Genomic DNA, 21,648 nt, shown 5'->3' on the forward strand with positions numbered 1-21,648 from the left:
ATTTGTTATCAAATTCCATATTACGCTCCCTTTCGGACCAGCTTACTTTTTATACGGCTGAGATGAACCTTGGTTATTCCCAGATACGATGCAATATAATGTTGGGGAATACGCTTTATGATATCTGGACGTTGCTGCAAGATCTGTATATAACGTTCTTGGGGACTATCTTTAATATGCGAAAGCAAAAGCTTTTGACAGTGAACAAATCGATTGAAGAGATGATTCTCCATCTCCATTTTTATATTCGGAGAGCTGTCCAGTACAAATTCAAAATCTTTCTTGGAAATACATTGTATAATGCTAGGCTCTATACTTTCAATACTATAAAGGCTTGGCCCATTTGTTCTGAAGCTTTCAATAGAAGAAACACCCTCGCCCTCAAAAAAAAACTGGGTAGTTATGTCGATTCCGTCGTTGTTAAACCATGTCCGCAAACAACCCTTTTCTACAAGATAAGCATTTTTTGAAATTTCTCCCTCGCGTAAAAGCATTGTTTTAGCAGGTATTTCCAAACGTTTAAAAAGGTGGTTGAATTTATACCATTCGCTTGTTGCCGCTATTGTTCTTTTGTTCATTTATCTATTGCATAAAGCATATCCTCAAACAAATATAATAAACAGGCCGCTAGAACGGAAGGAGGTGAAGCAGCCGGCACATTTTTTACATCCATATTGTCATCTTGGATATTGTTGATTAATTTGGACAAACTATATTGTAAATCTGCAATCGGCTTGTTTATCGTTTTTATACTTTTGGCTAGCTATATTTGAAAAACGCGGATGAAGACAAAGGTGAACCACACTTCGTTTGAAGCGATATCCTAATAAGAAAGTATTTCATTGAATTAAAGAAATAGCTAAATTGATGGACCACTCCGTTTTAATTAATTATCTGCATGATGACAATGACGCAGGCCTAATTGGCATATATCGTCTTTACAACAAACCATTGCTTTATTTTGTGCAGCGATACCTTAAAAACCATCAATTAGCAGAAGAGGTGGTTGCAGATGTATTTGTCAAGGTTTGGGAAAGGAGGCTACACTTTACGAATATGAATGCACTTCGTGCGTTTCTATATATTGCTGCAAAGAATATATGCCTTAACAAATTAAGAGGAGACCGGATATTTAAAGATGCCGAAAATATTGAGGACTACAGCCAACTCCTAACAGAAGATTCAGATGCCTTTACCCAAATAGTGCGTGCCGAATTGTTGAAAAGTATTATGGATGAAGTTCAACGCCTCCCCGAAAAACAACGAAAGATTTTTCATATGACTTTTATTGATGATATGAGTATGGATGAGATTGGTTTGCATTTGGGTATGTCACCAAACGCCGTGTATACGAATAGATCAAGAGCGCTTGCAACCTTGCGGGATCATATAAAGACGAAAGACTCATTATATGCTGCGATCTTATTTTTCTACTTTTTTCAGTAACGCAAATCGGAAAATGTATTTTTTTTAAAACTTTCTGTAAGGTTTTTCAAATTCTTGTGTTTCTATGTTGATACGTAACCAAGAGCCATGCAAAACCTAGATCGAATCGTAACATTATTAAAGGGATATTTGAGCGACAACCTGACTGTGGATGAGTCTGCCGAGCTTCAGCAATTATTGAAAAATCATCCCAGTCTTAACGAATTGTCGAATGAATTGAAGGATATCGGTCAGCTGGAGTGTGCATTACAGGAGTATGAGATACTGTACAATGAAATTAATAGTAACAAAGAACAGCAGTTGCTGACTGATATTCTTTTGCAAATCAATGATAAAAGGGAGCGAAATCGAGTATATCATCTTAGGCGACAGATAATACGGTACAGCTCTGTTGCGGCAGTTTTTATCGCTTTCGTTGTTGGAATCTTCTTTTTGCGTAAACATTACTTTGTGATCGAACCAAACGAAAAAAATGGTCAGTCGTTAAGCGAAAATTTCGTTCCCGGGCACAACCAGGCGACATTAACTTCTTCGAATGGACAAACACTCGAACTAAGTGATGCCCATCTTGGCATTGTCATTAACAAGAATATTACTTACAACGATGGTACCGAGCTGAATATCGGACAGAATACCATTGAACATACGCAACTCACCCTGTCTACCCCCAAGGGCGGTCAGTATCAGGTAACCTTAGCGGATGGAACCAAAGTGTGGCTGAACGCAGCTACCGTACTCCGGTATCCGCAGAAATTTGCAAGCGACATCAGAACAGTCGAACTAGAAGGAGAAGCATATTTTGAAGTTGCAAGAAACGAAAAAGCTCCTTTTGTTGTTCGGACAAAAAATGAAAGTGTTCGGGTGTTGGGTACGCACTTTAATGTCAATACTTACCGGGATGAACCGGTTTCTATCGTTTCTCTTTTAGAGGGAAGCGTGACCGTATCGCTGCCTAATAAAATCTCCCAAATTTTAAAACCCGGACAACAGTCTATCACACGCACGGACCGAATAGACGTTCAGCCCGTAAACACAAGTGAAGCGGTAGCATGGAAAAACGGCGAGTTTATGTTTAATAGCGAAAACTTAGTGAGCGCTATGAATAAAATTGCGCGTTGGTATGACCTTGAAATCATTGTAGAGCCTCCATTAAAAGAGATAGCCATATGGGGGGCAATATCAAGATATGACAAGTTTGACAAAGTACTTGAATTGATTCAACTTGTAGACAGCCGCATAAAATTTAAAATAGAAGGAAGGAGGGTGACGCTCATGAAATAATCTTACTGCCTGAATCAAGGAAAACGAAAGACCGAAGAAGGTGGTGCTTCTTCGGCCCGAAGGTTCCAATTCTAAAAAGAGATATCGTATTTTTTATAAACTAAAACCAATTAAAGGTAATGAAAAATTACATTTTATCATTGGGGGTAGACCTCTTATGCCCCAAATATAAATTCCTAATTATAATGAAAATGATAACCGTGTTGCTTTTGCTTACACTCTGTCAAGTTCGTGCCAAAACTTTTGGACAGAACATCAGCATTTCAAATTCGAAGATGCAGATAGTAGACCTGTTCAGGGAAATTAAGAAGCAAACAGGATATACGGTTGTCTGCAATGCAGAGATTATTAGAGCAAATTCCAACCTAAAGGTTGAGGTGCATAATAAACCATTGTTTGAAGCACTGAATATGATTCTGTCTCCTCTCCAATTAACGTATACGGTGAGAGATCGATCCATTGTTGTTCGAAAACGCACAGAAGATAAGCAGGTTACTAGCGCTGTAATGGTTCCAACGAAACCCCAACAACGAATCACAGGAATAGTGACCGATTCCGATGGCACTCCGTTGCCGGGCGTCACCATCAAACTGAAAGGGAAATCTATTGGCGAAATAACGAATAACGACGGAAAGTATAGCATCGCGGCATCCACCGGTCAAGTGTTGCAATTTAGCTATATAGGTTATGAACCAAAAGAAGTACTAATAGGGACTGATCTTATCGTCAACGTCAAGCTGCAATCGTTGAATGAGGCCTTAACAGAAGTGGTAATAGTAGGCTACGGTACGCAGAAAAAAGCGGTAGTATCCGGTGCAATAGCTACCGTAAAAGGGGAAGATCTTGCTAGATCTCCGGCGGCTAATCTTTCAAATTCATTTGTCGGTAGACTACCGGGAGTAACAGCCATGCAAAGTAGTGGAGAACCTGGCTACGACGGCTCTACGCTTCGTATTCGCGGTATTAATTCGCTACCTGGCGGCAACAGTGAACCCTTAATCGTCATCGATGGGGTACCGCAACGCGCAGGTGGCTTGGATCGGATTAATCCGAATGATATCGAAAGCGTATCCGTATTAAAAGATGCGTCGGCCGCCATTTACGGCTCTCGGGCAGGTAATGGCGTTATCCTTGTCACGACGAAACAAGGCAAAATAGGTAAAGCCCAAATTTCTTATGATTTTACCTATGGTATACAGCGCCCCACTCGTACACCGAAAATGGCGAATTCGGAACAATATACAGCTATTATTAACGAGGTTACGGGTGTATATCCGCAAGATCCCGCAAAGTGGACAGAAATCTGGCAAGCATTTAATACAGGTACCGGTACCTACAATGGAACTTCGGGAGCCATCAACCCGGAATATAGTCCTGAAGAAAGACAAAAATATAGCGATGGATCAGACCTTTTACGTTATCCGAATACGGATTGGTTTGCCGCTACGCTAAAAGATTGGTCTCCACAGCAACGGCATAACGTACAAATAAATGGGGGTACCGAAACGACAAAATACTTGATATCCTTAGGGTACTTAAACCAAGATGCTATTTATAAGAATTCGGCTACATATTATAAGCAATACGATTTGCGTGCAAACCTGGAATTCAATTTTGGTAAATATGTTACCGCAAGGTTAGCGATAACCGGTCGAGAAGAATCGCGTAATTTCCCAACTAGAGGAGCTGGCGATATTTTTAGATTTCTTGCGCGCGGTCTTCCTACCAATATTGCCACATGGCCTAATGGACTTCCCGGGCCCGATTTAGAGAATGGTGCTAATCCGGTTGTAATTACTACCGGTGCAACCGGATATGATAGAAATACAAGGGACTACTTGCAAAACACAGGAGCGATCGATATTAAAATCCCCGGAGTAGAGGGTTTAAAATTAACGGGAACGGCTTCGATCGACAAATACTGGGGCAGATCGAAAAGATGGGAAACACCTTGGACCTTATACGATTGGGATAAAGTGAGTTTTGAAGCCGATGGGGTCACACCAAAACTATCGGGCTATATACCAAAAGGAATAGAACCCAAAGCTCAACTTCGGGAAGCTACGGAAGATCAATTAGCGATCAACGTATCGGCCTTGGTTTCCTATGATAAAACGATCAAAGGTGTACATAACATTTCCGCAATAGCCGGGCTGACCCGTGAAACCGTGACCAATAACGGTTTTTTTGCAGCCCGAATGGATTTTCCGTCGATACTAGTAGAACAATTGAACTTTGGCGACCGTGTGCGTCAAACCCTGGGCAACGAATACACCTATGATAGAGCACGATTGAGTTACTATGGTCGCGTAAACTATAATTACCTGGAAAAGTATCTTTTCGAGTTTAATTGGCGTGTAGATGGATCGTATATTTTTCCTCCAAACAAAAGGTTTGGCTTTTTTCCCGGGGTATCGGCCGGTTGGCGTTTATCCGAAGAAAGCTTTTTTAAAAACAATATTGCTTTCATCAACAATTTAAAACTAAGAGGTTCTTGGGGTCAGATGGGCGCAGAAGCTTATTATGACAACAGCCTTCAAGAATATAAATATTTATCACTGATGAATACCGGACAGGGTGTATTCAGCGACCTACTCTATCAAACCATTTACGAAAGTACCATTCCAAACCCAAACTTCACATGGGAAGTGGCCAACAACAGCAATATTGGCTTGGACGCCTCATTTTTGAACGATAAGCTGGCTCTGGAGCTGGACTTATTCTATAATAAACGGACCCATGTTTTAACAAAAAATCCCGGTGTAGTACCTATAAGTTCAGGTATTTCGGGCAATCTGCCTATTGCAAATCTCGGTAACCTCATTAATAAAGGTTACGAATTTAAATTAACCTACACCGATAAAGTTGGCGATCTGTTTTATAATATAGGGGTGAATGGCGGTTACGCAAAGAATAATGTGCAATACTCCAGTGATGTAGCCAATACTTTATCTTATCAACAACAAATAGGAAAAGTTACGGATTCATGGCTGGTGTATTTGTATGACGGCGTTTTCAAAGATCAAGCCGCTATTGATGCGAATACCGTCGATTATTCTGCTCTGGGATTAAAAAACGGGAAATTATTGCCGGGGGATATGAAATATGTAGATTATAATGGCGATGGTAAAATTACAAGCGACGATCGTGTACGACTAAACCAGAATAGCACGCCCACTTTTACAGGAGGCTTAATACTAGGAGGACAATATAAGGGCTTTGACTTTAATATATTGATACAGGGAGCAACCGGTGGAATGCGAAGAATGGGGCCCACGGAATCAGGATTAATAGGAAACTACCTCGAATGGAATTATAATCATCGTTGGTCTATTGATAACCCGAGTGACACAGATCCCCGTCTTACCAATCGTTCGGACACCTATTATACAACTACTGATAATACTTATTGGATCCGCAGCACCAATTATATAAGATTAAAAAATGTTGAATTGGGATATACTTTACCAACTCAATTGGTTGACAAAATAGGCTTAAGTACGCTTCGCTTTTATATCAATGGCATTAATCTGGCAACCATTGACAAGATAAAAATATGGGATCCTGAGGCTAACAACAGTACCGGTCAATTTTATCCGCAATCTAAAATTATCAGTTTTGGCGTAAAGGCTGTGTTTTAACCCAATTATAAATAAACTAAGGTGAAATGAAGACATTAATGAAAAACAGGATTTTTTATATGTTGGCTGTTCTATTGTTTACGACAGCATGTAGTACAGATTTTTTAGATGTATCCCCCCGTAACGCGTTCTCCGATGAGACGATATGGCAAGACCCGGTATTAGCAGAAAAATTTGTCAGTGATATTTACAATGTTTTTGAAGCAGGTAACTCCGGTTTCACCGAACAGATGCAAGCTTCGGCAACTGATGAGTCGTTATGGAACCATACCGATGCTTTCCTCTTATTGAATACAGGTGCTATCAATGGGGCAAATGAAGGCTGGAGCGGGACATCCAGGTGGTGGGAGCGCATGTATACGTATATAAGATTCAGCAATATTGCGATCGAAAGACTAACAGATGACACCAAAAATGGTATCAGTGATCAAGGAGCTAAAGATAAATTATTGGCTCAGGCGTTTTTTATTCGCGCCTATTGTTATCACCAACTATTAAGGTACTACGGTGGTGTCCCGATTATTACCAGCAGCTATGAATACTCAGAAGATCCAATTATATATGAAAAAGAACGCGGCACGTATGAGGCCTGTGTAAATCAAATTATACAGGATTGCGATGAAGCCTACCGGCGATTGGGGAATACCGTACTTGAAAAAGGACGTATTAATTCGCTCACTATTTTGGCGCTCAAATCCAGAACTTTGATTTATGCAGCAAGCGATCTGCATGACGCCGTAAAGCTTACTGCAAAGGTCACGGATCTAAATAATCTTTCGGAGAGATTACCTTTATTAGCGTATACGAGCGGCTCCCAAGAAGAACGGTATCGTTTGGCACAGGCTGCCGCTAAGGCGGTGTTGGATGCGGGAACGGGTTATAAATTAAATCTAACCGAACCGGTCGCACCGGAACAGGGGAGAATTAATTATAAAAGTATCGCCATGGGTGGCGGTAGCAAAGCAGCAGGTATTGATCAGGGGGCGGCATCTGACATACTTTATGCACGCTATTTTATCACCGAACAAAGTTCAACGCATGCCAGAGATAACGGTCCGAATGGTTATAACAATTGGGGTGGGAACCAACCTATAGGCCTTTTGGTAGATGACTATGAAATGAATGATGGAACTAAATTCGATTGGAACAATCCCCTTCATAAAGCGGCCCCTTATAAAAACAGAGATCCGCGCTTTTATGCCTCCATATTGTACGATGGCGCAGATTGGAAACCAAGAAATAACCCTTTAGACCCAGCCAATCAAATACAAACAGGCGCATATGATTTAATCGTAGATGGCAAGCTGACGAAATTTGCCGGACTAGACACAAAACAAGGACCTAAGGAAGCACATAACGGGACTTGGACAGGTTATTATATTCAAAAATTTATTGATCCGGACCCGAATATTATTGATGCGCAAGCAAGGCAGTTCGTGCCCTGGCCCTATTTTAGGTTTACAGAAGTTGTATTTAACTATGTGGAAGCCTGTATTGAACTGGGCGACACGGAAACGGCAAGAACTTGGCTAAATAAAATTCGCTTCCGGGCGGGCATGCCCGCTATCACAGCAACGGATCAAAGTACGCTAAGAGAAATATACCGCCATGAACGCCGCATAGAAATGGCTTATGAACAACAGCGTTTTTTTGATGCGAGGAGATGGTTAATTGCTGAAGAAACACTTGGCAGGAAAGTGACAATAGTTAAAATTGATGGAACGTTCAAGCCTGGAAAAACCTTGTCAGGTAATTATAGATATGATGAATCTATTTACAATTACAGCTATACTCCACAGGAATTTAATAGTAAAGAAAATCGTGTTTGGAAAAACCAACTATATTTTCTACCCCTTTCGCGAGACGAAATAAGGAAAAACCCATTATTGGTTCAAAATCCAGGATACATTGAATAGTCACTTTGGTATAGAGTATCGACGATTTTGTTTGGTTTACCTATAATTAATTTACAAGGTTTAAAACTCGTTAAAACGAGTTTTAAACCTTGACTCGGTGACATCAACCATATTTACTTATAACCAAGTTAGGTAAAATCCGTTACCCCTCCTCACCAGCCTAGCTGAAGCTGATAGGTCGGAATGAAACGACTGAGTTTAAAGAAAATGACGTATATTAGCCCATAACAAAGACAGTTTTTTCCAACCGCATGCTGTCATATCAAGTGTTAGCTTTACATCTTAATGAAACATTATCTGTCTGCCGTATTAGGCTTCGCTATTTGGGGCACTTTTGCTCTAGTACTAAAACCGTTAAGTGCCTATGCGGCGCTGGATATTCTTATTCACCGCGTCATCTTTGCTGCTATTAGTATTGCTTTCGTTTGTTTTATGTTCAGAAGAAAACAAACATTTGCCAGTATCCATTATGTCAAAACAATATCGCCAAAAGAAAGAGTAAAACTGCTGATAAATATGTTCTTCAGTGCCATTATGCTCGGGTTGAATTGGTTCTCGTTTATTTATGTGATGAATGCAGTCAGTGTCAACGCCACGTCTTTGGCCTACCTGATCTGTCCGATCTTAACGACAGTTCTAGCCAGCCTTTTTTTGCGTGAAAAACTGAATATAGGACAATGGTTTGCTGTACTGTTAAGCTTGATTAGTTGCCTTATCCTTGCGTATGGCCATTTTATGGATTTGATTTACAGCATAGTGATCGCGCTTTCGTATGCAATCTATTTAGTGCTTCAAAAGAATACCTTTCAGATGGATAAATTTTTCACATTAACCATTCATATTGTCGTGAGCACCTTCTTGCTGCTCCCGATTTTAACGGTCATTGATACTACGGTACCTAAAACAATGACATTCTATGGCCTTGTTGCAATTATTGCAGTGGGTTACACCATTATTCCCCTGTTCCTCAATATTTTTGCTCTTAAAGGGTTGGATTCTTCTATTGTCGGCACCTTATTATATTTAAATCCCATTATTAGTTTCTTATTGGCCATTCTCTATTATAAAGAACCGATCAATACGGTTCAGCTTATTGCCTTTGGAATGATTTTCACGGCCGTTGTGATTTTCAACATCGCCTATTTGTACGGAAGGAAGAGAAATATGGCATTAAAGTAAGTCAAATAAACCGGTAACTATTCATATATAGCTGATTTAAGATGAAATTTCGGATATCTTTTTGGTGATTCTATGTAGTATTTCCGACAGGATTAAGGCAAATACGACAAATAGAACAAACACCATATAGCCCGGTTGTAAAGAGGTATTGTTTGTTGCAATACTCGTAATATTGTCTTCCCTGATGTTTAAAACGGCTAACTGAGAAGTTAGCATACTGTTCATACCAATATAGGTCAACATGATTGCCACCACCATGACGTCGGCCATGCTCCATTTACCGGACTTGAAAGCGAAAAAATGGACGAATTTATTCTTTCTGCTCGACTCGCGCAAGAGATAAAGGCCCGATGAAATGAGCTTACCGAGCGGAAAGAATACACTGAATGTTAAAATGAGCAGACCTACCACGATGGAATCGATCTTGGCATTCTTCAAAAGAATTACTACCACATCGATAATACTCTTGCTCTGAAAGAAAAGAACTTGGTCTTCAAAAATGAGATGTTCTCCCATTAAGTGGAAGTCTATCTTCTCCAACCTTGCTTCCACCTCAATCATGACCGATGAAACGCCTACGATTAACACAATGCCAGCGGCTAAAATTGAAAAAATAAATAATGATTTTTGCAATTCCTGATGATCGATGAAATATTTCCACAAGGCCAACAACAGTAAAATACAGGCAAAAACAACAAGCGTATACGCATAGCTCTCGTAGCGGATATCGGCAAATAGTTTATCCGTCTTCTTTTTGAAGCCGGTACTGTTTCGCGCACCGTATTTACTGAAAATGGCGTTAGTTACTTTTCGTTGCGCCACCATAGAGCTGTCGAAAGTCGTTTCTTTTACTTCATCCAGTTTATCTTCGGCCAGATTTTTCAAGGTTTTCTTGGTGGATGGTTTGTTTACCTGATCGACAATGGTTTTTGCAAAACCGGGAACCTGATCGTGTAATTGATCTTCATCGACAAAAACATTGACTGCTGCCTTCCGTATTTTTCCTTTGATGCTCGTTTGCTTTTTCGTCAGATTACTCATGGCTTTATCGATCATAGCATGAAGCATTTTTTCCACTTCTTTCTGCAGCTCAACCCTTTGCTCCGGCGTAAAACTGAACTGCTGAATTTGTTTTTCAACTATTGTAGTTATCTTTTCTTCCCATTTATTAATAGAAAGAATGCCGAATGCAATGCTATTTACGGTACTATAGTCTTCCATAATCTGCACTTGCTGCCGTGATAGGGCATTGATACGGTACCCCGAAAAGGCTATCAATAACAACAGCAAGCTCAGCCCTATAGTGAGGAAAAGTTTAGTTTTTGAAAACATAGATATGTATTTAATCTTTCATATAAGTTAAGGATATATTACATACGATATGCCTCCCTATATTGTTTTACAGATCTAAAAAATTTTCGGGATGATTTTCACATTAATTCAACCAACCTGTGATCGTTACAGATTATATTAAACACTTTTTCATAAAAACAGGAAAAATCCTATATGAAAAATAGTGTTATACCTCTTTCATCGTTTCGCTATATTTCTCACTTTTGTTTCACTCAAGCATCCTATCTATCGAAAAACATTAGGTGCGAATTACCAAATGTATTTCGGCACCGGCATGACCGACAAACGTGCATGCCTTAAAGAATTAACAAAGGGAAAGTGACATGGGAGGCGGCTTCGGCCGCCATTTTTTTTACTACTCTAGCAACTGATTCATCAAATTTCACATGTATTGCCGGTTTACCTTCGCACTGATCTGATCATTTCATAGCGAAGTCCTATTTAATGCATTTTTAGCCGCATAATGAAATAATGCTGCCGAAACTAGAAACAGGCCGGCGAAGAAACCATTAACGCCCAATATTTCGATGACCGAGCTGCCATGATGCTGCATACCTGCAAGAAGGGCAATTGTTGCAAGCACTACCAGTGTCAGTACGGTGACATACATGGCACGTTCCATACCGGCCGCTTTGAACTGCGATAGCAAGGAGCCAACGATCACGACGATGGCTACTGCTATATACATAAGGTTGCCGATATTTGGGCCGCTGCCGATCAGGCCTACTGCTAAGTTGGCCCAGATCATTAAAAAGGTGGCCACGACCGTTATGCTGATGGCAATTCGATACATGAGATTGGGCGATCGCCTAACCAGCCACGTAAATGAAATCCCCGTTCCGAATATAAGCGCTCCCATAATAATAAAATCAAGCGAGCTCCAGTTTACCTCGTTGGTAAAGTGCATGGCTACGAAAGGGATCAGCAATAGGAACAGGGTGACACATGCGACACCTATAATAGATGAATAAATGCTGCTTTGCTTTTTCATGCTTTGAAAAATTTAGTGAATAATCTATTTGTTATTTCTATTCAAAAGTACTTTGTATTTCAAAGTAAAACAAGAAAATTCGGAATTTTATTTTCATCGCCGCCTGGTAAGCAATTCTCCATTAGGCGTACTATGTAAAGCCGAATTTTTGAAGGCTAAAGCAAATCAGTGGACAGAAAAATTAATACAAGCTAAACACACGATTAATGCAACGAAATTATCTTTGTCCTATAAAAAATCGCCTTCTCATAATTAGGTTTATAATTGGTTAGCGAACGCTCCGTTACTCCCCATTTCGGAGCGTTTCTTTAGACACCCCACAACATGGTTATAGGTAGGTAACAAGAAGAAGAATAACCCCTTAATATATCATAGGCGTACCGAAAGAAGTACTCCATTTAATGCAACCGATTGCGTTTATTGTCAATTTTGTTTTCCTTCTTTTTTATACTACTATTGCTTTTACATTATTCTTAACTGCTATACACCGCTTAAAGACCGGATCATGTTACCAATGGGCCAAACACATCTCAAAGAATGTATGTTATGGTTTATTTTAACCTGTAGATGATGAAATTTATTATTTTTTGCCTTGTATTCCTTCTATCAGCCACATCAACTTTTGCATTCGGACAATCCAAAAAGCGTCCCAATATCATTGTTTTTTTGGTTGATGATATGGGATGGCAAGATAGCTCAGAGCCCTTTTGGACAGAGATTACGTCCTTAAATCGGAAATACCATACACCCAATATGGAACGTTTGGCAAAAGAAGGCGCTAAATTCACCAATGCCTACGCAAACCCCGTATGCACGCCTACACGTGTCAGTATGCTGTCGGGCATGACAGCAGCTCATCATGGTGTGACGAATTGGACTTCTCCCGCTCCTAATAATAATACCGATGCTCTTGATAAACAGTTTGGCGCAGCATCCTGGAATTATAATGGTATGAGCCCGGTGCCGAATATTCCGCATACCTTTCATGCAACCCCTTTTCCGAAAATTTTGAAAGATGCCGGCTACTTTACCGTTCATGTAGGGAAAGCTCATTGGGGCTCTGCCGGAACGCCGGGGGCCAATCCTTATAATATGGGTTTTATGGTTAATATCTCGGGCCATGCCGCCGGACATCCACAGAATTATTTGGGGCAGGAAAATTATGGCAATCTTCCAGGCAAGGCAAGTTGGCAGGCTGTACCTGATCTAGAAGAATATTATGGAAGGGATACCTTTCTCACGGAAGCACTCACTTTGGAGGCAATCAAGGCACTGGAACAGCCGATTAAAGAAGGGAAGCCTTTTTATTTGAATATGGCGCATTATGCCGTACATGTCCCATTGCAGGCTGATAAACGCTTTTATCAAAAATACATCGATACTGGTTTAGGAGAATCTGAAGCGATGTATGCCTCGTTATTGGAAGGTATGGATAAAAGCTTAGGCGACCTGATGGACTATCTACAAGAAAAGGGAATAGCCGATAATACCATCGTCATTTTTATGAGTGATAATGGAGGTTTGAGTTTATCGCCACCAAGGGGTGGATCACCGCATAGCCAAAATTCACCTTTAAGGGCCGGAAAAGGCTCAGTTTATGAAGGCGGAATCCGCGAACCCATGCTCGTGAAATGGCCCGGTGTTGCAAAAGCCGGTTCGGTGGTAAACCAATACGTAATGATTGAAGATTTTTTTCCCAGCATTTTAGAAATGGCAAGTGTTCCATCAACAGAAATTTTGCAAAGCATCGATGGCAAGAGTTTTGTTCCCTACCTTAAAAATCCCAATTTGAGCGACTCAACACGTGCATTAATATGGCACTCGCCAAACAAATGGACAACGGACGATGGCCCGGGTATCAACTATAAAAGCGCTATTCGGAAAGGGGATTGGAAGCTTATTTATAATATGCGTGATACAAGCTTTGAGCTATATAACTTAAAAAATGATATTCGGGAATCACATAATTTAGCTGTTCACTATTCGGATAAAGTGAAAGAACTCGGCCAATTGTTAAGCGATAAATTAAGAAAATGGAGGGCACCTATGCCAATAAACAAGACAAGTGGCCAACCTGTCCCCATGCCCGACAGGCACGACTAAACAGCAATGTGGTTATTGTTGATGTGACTGATATTCAAAAAGTCAATTGATAAAGTGAAAAGGCAACGACACTTACGAATTAGCTATTTTCATCTTTCGTTGGCCCGCCGATAAGGACTTTGTTTTCTTGAAAGTCAGAATATCGGTTAACTCATTAGCGGAAAGTGATTGAGATTCGTAAGTATCCAAACAATCTATTTCAACGTCCAGCGTCACCGGGTTCTCGGTAATCACATACGTATCATTCAACCAAATCAGTCGAATATCTCCTATCGTTGTAATCTCTAATTTGAGTAATTTACTTAATAAAGGTAGTTTCAAATGCATGGCAATAATTTTTATTCTAATATACCACCCTTATATTACACAAACGATTGTTTATTATTAATTTTTTATTTTTTTGTACGTTTTATAGAAATTTCAGCATAATATCTTCCGAATGAACCGATGTCTTCCTTCCCGAATACTGTATCGGCTACGGAGATTTCCTTTATTTGTTACGTTCGGCTGCTAAAATAGCAGCCAACTCCTTCACCATCTTCGGATGAGTATCTGCCACGTTATTTTTTTCACCCATATCTTTTGATAGATCATATAATTGCGGATGTGGCGCATTTCCTAATTCTGTGTCGGTTAACTTGGCATAAGCCCGTCCATTGCCCGGCTCAATGTATTTCCATTTTCCTTTAATAACAGCTAGACTTCCGGCGTGTTCAATCAAGTGACTTCTTCCCTCTTTATCTTTTCCAAGAAAGGTGTCCCATAAAGCCTGACTATCGAAGGCCTCTCCTTTCGGTATCGCCTGCCCCAGCATATCGGCAACGGAGGCGAGCAGATCGATCTGACAAAGAAGTGCATCTGAAGTAACACCCTTAGCTGCTCCTGCCCCACTGACAATGAAGGGCACGCGTGTACCTCCCTCGAATATACTGTATTTGCCTCCTCTTAAGGGCCCGGCAGGCATATGCCCATTTCGTTGGCTTACTGCACCATCTTGATAGCCATCATCCAACACCGGTCCATTATCACTCGAGAAGATAATCAGCGTATTGTCGGACAAGCCGAGTGACTCTATTTGATCCATGATCTGTCCAACAGTCCAGTCCAATTGCAGAATAGCGTCTCCTCGGTAACCTAGATTGCTTTTTCCCTTAAATATAGTGGCGGGCATACGGGGCACGTGGGGTTCAGTCAACGCAAAATAAAGAAAAAAGGGTCGCTCTTTATTCCGTTTTATATATTCCTGCGCAACCGAAAGAAATGTGGTAGAAACTTCCTCATCGACCCATCTTGCCCGATGGCCACCGCTCATATAGCCAATACGTCCGATACCGTTTACAATGGTTTGATTATGCCCTTGTCCGGGTGATGAATGCATCTTCAGCAACTCCGGATGTTCTTTACCTGTGGGATCATTGCCTACCGGTTGTTGGTAATCTACTTCTATCGGGTCGTTCTGATCAAGCCCTAACACGCGATGATTTTCCATAAATACGGTGGGTACACGGTCCGCTGTTGCGGGAAAAATAAACGAATAATCGAAACCGACCTCATTTGGGCCTGGCTTTACATCTGTATTCCAATTCTTCTTCACCTGTGTCCCCAGACCTAAATGCCATTTACCAACCACGGCGGTGTGGTAGCCCGCCTTTTTAAAAATTTTCGGCAAGCTTACTCGATCGGTGGGAATAATCAGCTTTGCATCGCCCGGAAGGACGCCCGTGCCCTGCTGTCGCCAAGGATAAATACCCGTCATCAAACCAAAACGGGATGGGGTACAAGTAGCAGAGGTTGTATGTGCATTGGTAAATCGTATACCGCTGGCAGCCAAACGATCGAGGTTGGGTGTCTGTATTTTTGTAGCGCCATACGCACTTACGTCGCCATAACCCAAATCATCAGCGTATATATAAATAATATTTGGTTTCCCGGATTTTTGCTGTCCGTATCCGAATTGGGAACTTAATAAGGCAATACTCAATAAAATGAGGCCCACCCATGGTTTTAAGTTGTTTGTTATTGGTGTCATTTTAGCATCTTTTATTCGCTACTACGTTCATTAGCTTGCTTTTTTTCTCATACAGCCTGTAGACCGACAAGCCGCGTTCGTGCGGTTAGCGATTCGTTAAATCATCAATAAGCAATAAAACTAACAGTTCTAGTTCACATTATCCAGTAGTGATTAAACGCAACCGATTGCGAAAAAACAGTTTAGCGCACCGCTGTCCAATACGACACCGTCAACGCAAATGATAAGACATCTTAGATATGCTTTATTAAGTTGACGTTTACATATAGTGACAAGAAATATGTTTAGACAAAATAAACATCTGCGCTAAAATTGTACTATTTAAAACAAAATCATGCGCCTACCCTCCTTGTAAAGCTTAACATAAATTTAATTTTGGAAATAGTTCATTATAAGTAAACTTTGTTTATATTTGAAAATTGATTTAATATTTAAATTTTATGCCTAATGAAATAAAAATGGTTGTTTTTGATATGGCCGGCACCACAGTAGATGAAGATAATATCGTCTACAAAACATTGCAAAAAGCTATTAATGAAGCTGGATTTGACTTTAGCTTAGAACAAGTTTTAGCGGAGGGTGCCGGAAAGGAAAAGAAACAGGCAATCCGTTCCATACTTGCCAGGTATGAAAATATAGAGAACGAGGGTTTAGTTGATTCGATTTACGAGAGCTTCAGGCAGCAGCTCGACCAAGCCTATGAAAGGGAGGAAATTGTACCTCAGAAGAATGCCGAAGAACTTTTTAGAGCGTTGAAAGAGCGGAATATTTTAGTAGTTCTCAATACGGGTTACGATAGGATTACCGCTCAGTCGATTATCGATAAATTGCGATGGAAAGAGGGTGAGCAAATAGACGCGCTGGTAACCGCCAGCGACGTACCGGAAAATAGGCCTTATCCCGATATGATCCATTTTGCCATGAAACGTTTTAACATAACTGATGGCAGTCAAGTCGCTAAAATAGGAGATTCAACCATTGATATCAAGGAAGGTCAAAATGCCGGTTGTGGTTTAAATATCGGTATTACTACCGGTGCACATACTGTTGAGCAACTAGAAACGGCAAATCCGGATAAAATTATCGGCGATTTGATTGATGTATTATCTTTATTGGACGAGGTTACTGCATAAATTTCGTTGTTCATATATAGAAACAGAATCAACATAAGTGGTGTCTTAAGTGTAGAAAGAAACTTTCAGGCACCACTTATCGTATTCATTTATTCTTCTGTCTCGATATGTTCTTGCAAACAAGTAATGGCATCATATAATACCCCCGCTTCCCCTCTAAAGGTTCCGGAACCTTCGGGTTTATTATCGCGAGTATACCATTCGAAAAATCCGTTATTCTTGATCACACGATCCACCATCGGCTTTAGCTGTTCATAAGCTTCTTTTTGAAAGCCATACTTGACTAACTGCTGAATCATTCGTCCGCCAAACCAGGTCCAATCTCCTCCATTTTGATAGCCGTAAGGGTACATACCTTTGTTCTTGAACGCACCTTCGGGATAAGTGGGGTAAAGTGTTAAACCAATGGTTGCGGCTCCTGATTCCTTGACGTTGGCAATCATCTTGTCCAAAGAAGCTTTAATCTCGTCTTTATTTAACAAGCCAGCCTCAATAGCTATTGCTGTACCCCCATGATAGTAGATTGCATTTTCGTCAAAAGTGCTATCGAATGGTGAGCCGTTCAGGTAAAGATGGGGGATAAATTTTTGGCGCTTAGCATCCCAGAGATGTGCCATCGTGTTCTTCGCAATATGCTCGCGGATGGGCTTCCATTTTGCTGCTTTTTCAGGTACCATCTCCATAAAATTATCTAAGGCGATCAAAAACATGGCGTTATCATAAATATCGATCGCCAGGTGGGAATCGTCGGTTAGATAAACACCCCAATCATGCTCGGGTTGCACATCGCCCCAATCAGCTGTTGTTGCCCCCCATAGCAGTCCATATTTTTCGTTATATCGCTTATTCATTAGAAAGGATAAGGCTTGCTCCATCCGATCGCGTACAGGGATTGCACCTACTTTAAGGTTTAAAAACGTGGTGTCCTGCGTTGCTTGCAGGTATTTATGCACGGCCTGTATTAATGAGGTCTCCTGATCAGTTTCCACGGTGTTTTTATGTCCTGCGTAATGGGGTGCCAGATCGTTATAGATATAGTCATAACCCCCTTTGCTCGGTTTTACAGTAGATTTTGGAACAAAACCGTCAACAATATTACCATCTGTTCCTTGCAATTGGAAAAAGATAACCAAGTTATCCCTTAAGGTGTCTTTTGGGTGAGCTTTTGCAGCAAGGTTAATAAAAGTGTTATAATCGCGAATCCAAACTTCACGGTATCCATCTCCTGCATTAAAGCCCGTGCTTACCACCTTTAAGGCTCGCTCTTTCACTATATTTAGATTACTGTCAGCTGCAATTATCTGTGCTAATGTCTGTTCCTTATTCCTGCTCGTTTGGTTATTACATGCGTAAATGCCTAGGCAAACAAGGAATGAGATTATTGTAGTTCTTTTCATTTTTTATCTATTTATCATTTGTTAGTCTGCCAGGGGAATACCGCTGATACCCCATGCTTGATTAGGTTCGGATCCCATTTCCAGAACTAGTGTACCGCCTTTTAACACCTCTGCAGCCGGTAACCAGCAATCGTTCCATACTTTTCCGTTCAGATAAGCTTTTTGTATGTAAATATTTCGTTTACTTGTGTTTTTTGCTTCAATGGTAAAGCTTTGACCTCTTCCAAAACGCCCACCGAGATTAACTGTCACTTTCTTAAAAATGGGGCTGCCGATCTCATAAATTGGATTGACGCGGGTTCCTCCATCAGTTTGGAAGAGTCCTAACGCATTCATGACAAACCAAGCGCTCATTTGCCCTTGATCTTCATCACCCAAATATGCATTTGCTTCGCCATGCCCATAGTAACGCTCCATAATGGCACGACTCCATTTTTGTGTTAGCCACGGCCGCTTAACCCAGTTGAATAGAAAGGCAAAGTGCATGGATTGTTGGTTTCCCTGCACCACCGGATAATCCCAGTATTGATCATTCGGACCATTGAAACGCCAGCGGTAGCTTTCACCAAAGCCCCATTCCAATCGTTTGACAAAAGTTTCTTCACCAATTTTTTGTGCTAAACCTGTTACGTCCTGCGGCACAAAATAGGTCAATTGCCATGCATTTCCCTCTACGTAATGTTTATTAGCTCCTGATTTGAAAGGATCAAAATCAGGTAACCAGTTTCCATTCTTATCCCGCATCCTTGCATAACCCGTTGTAGTATCAATCGCATTTTTCCACCAGGACCCTCGGTTGGCAAAAATTTGGTATTCCTTTTCTTTACCAAGGGCTTTGGCAAATTGACCGACAGTCCAGTCGTCATAGCTATATTCCAGCGAATTGGAAAAGCGGCCTTCATCGAAAGGAACATAATGATGCTTAAGATAAGTCGCCAAATCGCGATTGCCGGCATAACCTCCTTCTACCGGTCCGGATAAGGTTGTCTGCATTTTATACGCTGCTTTAAAGGCCTTTTCTACATCATAATTACGGATTCCCATTTGATAAGCCCCTACAATAAGTGGTATCTCATGTTCAGCAACCATCACCGGAATATATTCCATACCCGCCGGTCCTTTGGCCAACCAGCCATTGGCATCGTACATTGCCAATTGTGATCGAACCCATTTATTTGACCACTCGGGCGTAATCAAGTTCCAGAACTGATTAAGGTTCCAGAAGGTATTCCAAAAAGCGTCACACCCTAGGGCCCGATCGCTTGTATCACTAAAACGGCGTACCTTTTCATCTGCAGACACCCAGCTTCCATCTACGTCACTAAAGGTATTCCTACTCGCTAGGGAACGATACATATTGGTATAGAAGCGTTGTTTTTGAAAAAAGTCGTCTGATTCTATATGCACACGATTTAATAATTCGTTCCAAACTTCTCGCTGATTGGCTACTGCTTTATCGAACGACCAACCAAAGGGTTTACTGATTTCCTCCATCAAATTCTGCTCCGCCTGCGTTAAACCGACAAAGGAAATACCGGTTCTGACTTGTACAGTATGCTTCTTTCTTAGGTCGAACTCTACAAACATACCGGCGTTTTTTGCATGACCAGTGGATAGTTCCGGCTGTTTTAACACCTGATCGTCCTTCCAAAAACCCAGTTGTTGAATAGGCTGGTCGAACTCCATCACAAAGTATACGGTATAAGCCTGATCAACACCGCCTGACCAGACACTTTTCGATAGTTGTTTACTATATCCAACAATGCGGTTAGGTGCAATTTGCTTCAAACTTGCTTCTTCAATTTCATAAGGATATTCACTTGGGATTTGTAGATCGACCATGACGCGGCCAGTGTCTCCACGATGGTACGTATAACGTTGCAAGCTGCTACGCGTACCCGCGGTTAATTCTGCCGTAATATCATAATCGGACAAATCTACCCGATAATAGCCTAAAGGGGCTTTTTCGGTCGACTTATCAATTCTGGATCGGTAACCACTATCAGGCTGGTGCTCGTCACCGATACGAATCTGCAAAGGACCTGTCGTCGGAAAAGTCCCCAAACCGGTCATGGTCCATTCATGGATATGGCTAAAAGTCCCGATCGACTCAATGGTAGGGTCATATCCAGCTTGCCAGCCGCTATTCTGATTATCCGGACTCAACTTCACCATGCTAAACGGCATCCAAGGACCCGGAGCGATCATCCATCGTGAATGGGCGGCCCCCATCATGGTATTGACATAAGTCGCGGGGCTAGCTTCGCTTTGCGCCGACCGGAGCACCTCACCGCTCTCCTTCAGCTGTCCATTAACAAACAGCGCGTATTTGCTTTTTTTGGATTGCTTAACAGCCGGCATCGGCGCTTCGAAAATGTAGCGTCCTGAATCAAGCTGCCGCTTAAAAATAGATTGTCCCTCCAATTTGACTTCAAGAACGGGGCTTCCTTTTAGGGAAGAAATATCGATCAACAAGGGTTGATAACGCTTACTTGCTTGTTCTATTTCATAGTCAGCGGTTTCTACACTTCGGATTAAGGCATCATTTGTCGATTTTAAGGAAACTGTGGAGGGTCCTTTCAATAAGAGGTTATCGAAAACAAGCCAACCACCTTGAAGGCTTGTCAATTGAATCTCATTGAAACCATTTCTTAACAAATTAGGTGGTATTGATATTTCAATCCGTTGTGCATCTGTATTCGAAAAAGGACCGACGGGTTCGGCCTTTCCTTTACTGCTTTTTAGTTGAAAATGATGAGCCTGTCCGTTGATGGTAACTTTCAATACCGGCGCATGGAGTGGATCAGTCTGCAATATATTAGCTTCGAAATAAAACTTGTCAGCTTTATGCAGATGCGCTAACTCAAAGTCAATATTTAGGACATGCGAACGTATACCCGCAGTTGGTCCGGTACCTCCCCATTTCGTTGCCGGCCCCGGTAGTACATAAGGCCACTCCTTAGTAGGATCTGAATAACCGATCAGAAAAAAACGATCTTCAAAACCGAAATCATGTGCAATAAATTGCTGATATGCATTGGGTGCCAAGGCCATCCCCTGTGGGCTATGATCGGACTTACCAATTTCCCATAAGATTTTTAAATCCTCGTTAGCACGCGCGGTCAGGGAAACCAATACGGTAAGCAAGGCCCATGTGTATTTTTTTATTCGCATCATTC

Annotated in this window: 14 protein-coding genes; 7 read left to right on the plus strand and 7 right to left on the minus strand. The window is 41.2% G+C overall.

Going from position 1 to position 21,648, the window contains the following annotated elements; translation table 11 throughout:
* Nucleotides 1-20: 20 nt before the first annotated feature.
* Nucleotides 21-578, minus strand: a complete 558-nt coding sequence (locus FKG96_RS18595) for a Crp/Fnr family transcriptional regulator (RefSeq protein ID WP_013667469.1) — start codon at nucleotides 576-578, stop codon at nucleotides 21-23.
* 289 nt (nucleotides 579-867) lie between these two features.
* Between FKG96_RS18595 and FKG96_RS18600 the strand changes: the two genes are divergently transcribed.
* The 5 genes from FKG96_RS18600 to FKG96_RS18620 all read left to right on the plus strand — a co-directional run bounded on the left by FKG96_RS18600 (nucleotide 868) and on the right by FKG96_RS18620 (nucleotide 9,463).
* Complete coding sequence (locus FKG96_RS18600; RefSeq protein WP_013667470.1) at nucleotides 868-1,446, plus strand: RNA polymerase sigma factor; 579 nt, start codon at nucleotides 868-870, stop codon at nucleotides 1,444-1,446.
* Nucleotides 1,447-1,533: 87 nt separating this feature from the next.
* The gene (locus tag FKG96_RS18605) at nucleotides 1,534-2,727 is read left to right on the plus strand and encodes a FecR family protein (RefSeq protein ID WP_149105844.1); all 1,194 of its coding nucleotides are present in this window, start codon (nucleotides 1,534-1,536) and stop codon (nucleotides 2,725-2,727) included.
* Nucleotides 2,728-2,912: 185 nt separating this feature from the next.
* A complete protein-coding gene (locus FKG96_RS18610; RefSeq protein WP_246860302.1) occupies nucleotides 2,913-6,368 on the plus strand; it encodes a TonB-dependent receptor in 3,456 nt (1,151 codons plus the stop codon).
* A 26-nt stretch (nucleotides 6,369-6,394) separates the two neighbouring features.
* Nucleotides 6,395-8,284 carry a RagB/SusD family nutrient uptake outer membrane protein gene (locus tag FKG96_RS18615; RefSeq protein WP_149105846.1) on the plus strand — a complete coding sequence of 630 codons (1,890 nt, stop codon included), beginning with the start codon at nucleotides 6,395-6,397 and terminating at the stop codon, nucleotides 8,282-8,284.
* 285 nt (nucleotides 8,285-8,569) lie between these two features.
* Nucleotides 8,570-9,463, plus strand: a complete 894-nt coding sequence (locus FKG96_RS18620; protein ID WP_149105847.1) for an EamA family transporter — start codon at nucleotides 8,570-8,572, stop codon at nucleotides 9,461-9,463.
* 36 nt (nucleotides 9,464-9,499) lie between these two features.
* Here the strand turns inward: FKG96_RS18620 and FKG96_RS18625 are convergent, their stop codons facing one another.
* Together FKG96_RS18625 and FKG96_RS18630 are read right to left on the minus strand one after the other, a co-directional pair.
* Nucleotides 9,500-10,795, minus strand: a complete 1,296-nt coding sequence (locus FKG96_RS18625) for a paraquat-inducible protein A (protein ID WP_149105848.1) — start codon at nucleotides 10,793-10,795, stop codon at nucleotides 9,500-9,502.
* 445 nt (nucleotides 10,796-11,240) lie between these two features.
* Complete coding sequence (locus FKG96_RS18630; protein ID WP_130855392.1) at nucleotides 11,241-11,807, minus strand: hypothetical protein; 567 nt, start codon at nucleotides 11,805-11,807, stop codon at nucleotides 11,241-11,243.
* 567 nt (nucleotides 11,808-12,374) lie between these two features.
* Between FKG96_RS18630 and FKG96_RS18635 the strand changes: the two genes are divergently transcribed.
* Nucleotides 12,375-13,910, plus strand: coding sequence for a sulfatase (locus FKG96_RS18635; protein WP_130855391.1), 1,536 nt, complete (start codon nucleotides 12,375-12,377; stop codon nucleotides 13,908-13,910).
* 72 nt (nucleotides 13,911-13,982) lie between these two features.
* Here FKG96_RS18635 and FKG96_RS18640 read toward each other — a convergent pair whose 3' ends face one another.
* Nucleotides 13,983-14,237, minus strand: coding sequence for a hypothetical protein (locus FKG96_RS18640; protein WP_130855390.1), 255 nt, complete (start codon nucleotides 14,235-14,237; stop codon nucleotides 13,983-13,985).
* Nucleotides 14,238-14,400: 163 nt separating this feature from the next.
* Entirely contained in the window at nucleotides 14,401-15,939 is a 1,539-nt protein-coding gene (locus FKG96_RS18645; RefSeq protein WP_130855389.1) for an arylsulfatase, read from the minus strand.
* Between the two features lie 440 nt (nucleotides 15,940-16,379).
* Between FKG96_RS18645 and FKG96_RS18650 the strand changes: the two genes are divergently transcribed.
* Entirely contained in the window at nucleotides 16,380-17,072 is a 693-nt protein-coding gene (locus FKG96_RS18650; protein ID WP_207303733.1) for a phosphonatase-like hydrolase, read from the plus strand.
* An 89-nt stretch (nucleotides 17,073-17,161) separates the two neighbouring features.
* Here FKG96_RS18650 and FKG96_RS18655 read toward each other — a convergent pair whose 3' ends face one another.
* Complete coding sequence (locus FKG96_RS18655) at nucleotides 17,162-18,469, minus strand: hypothetical protein (RefSeq protein WP_130855388.1); 1,308 nt, start codon at nucleotides 18,467-18,469, stop codon at nucleotides 17,162-17,164.
* A 21-nt stretch (nucleotides 18,470-18,490) separates the two neighbouring features.
* On the minus strand, nucleotides 18,491-21,646 hold the full coding sequence (locus FKG96_RS18660) for a GH92 family glycosyl hydrolase (protein WP_246860303.1): 3,156 nt from the start codon (nucleotides 21,644-21,646) through the stop codon (nucleotides 18,491-18,493).
* Nucleotides 21,647-21,648 lie beyond the last annotated feature (2 nt).

This window comes from Olivibacter sp. LS-1 (genome assembly GCF_008245145.1).
GTDB classification, from domain to species: domain Bacteria; phylum Bacteroidota; class Bacteroidia; order Sphingobacteriales; family Sphingobacteriaceae; genus Olivibacter; species Olivibacter oleidegradans.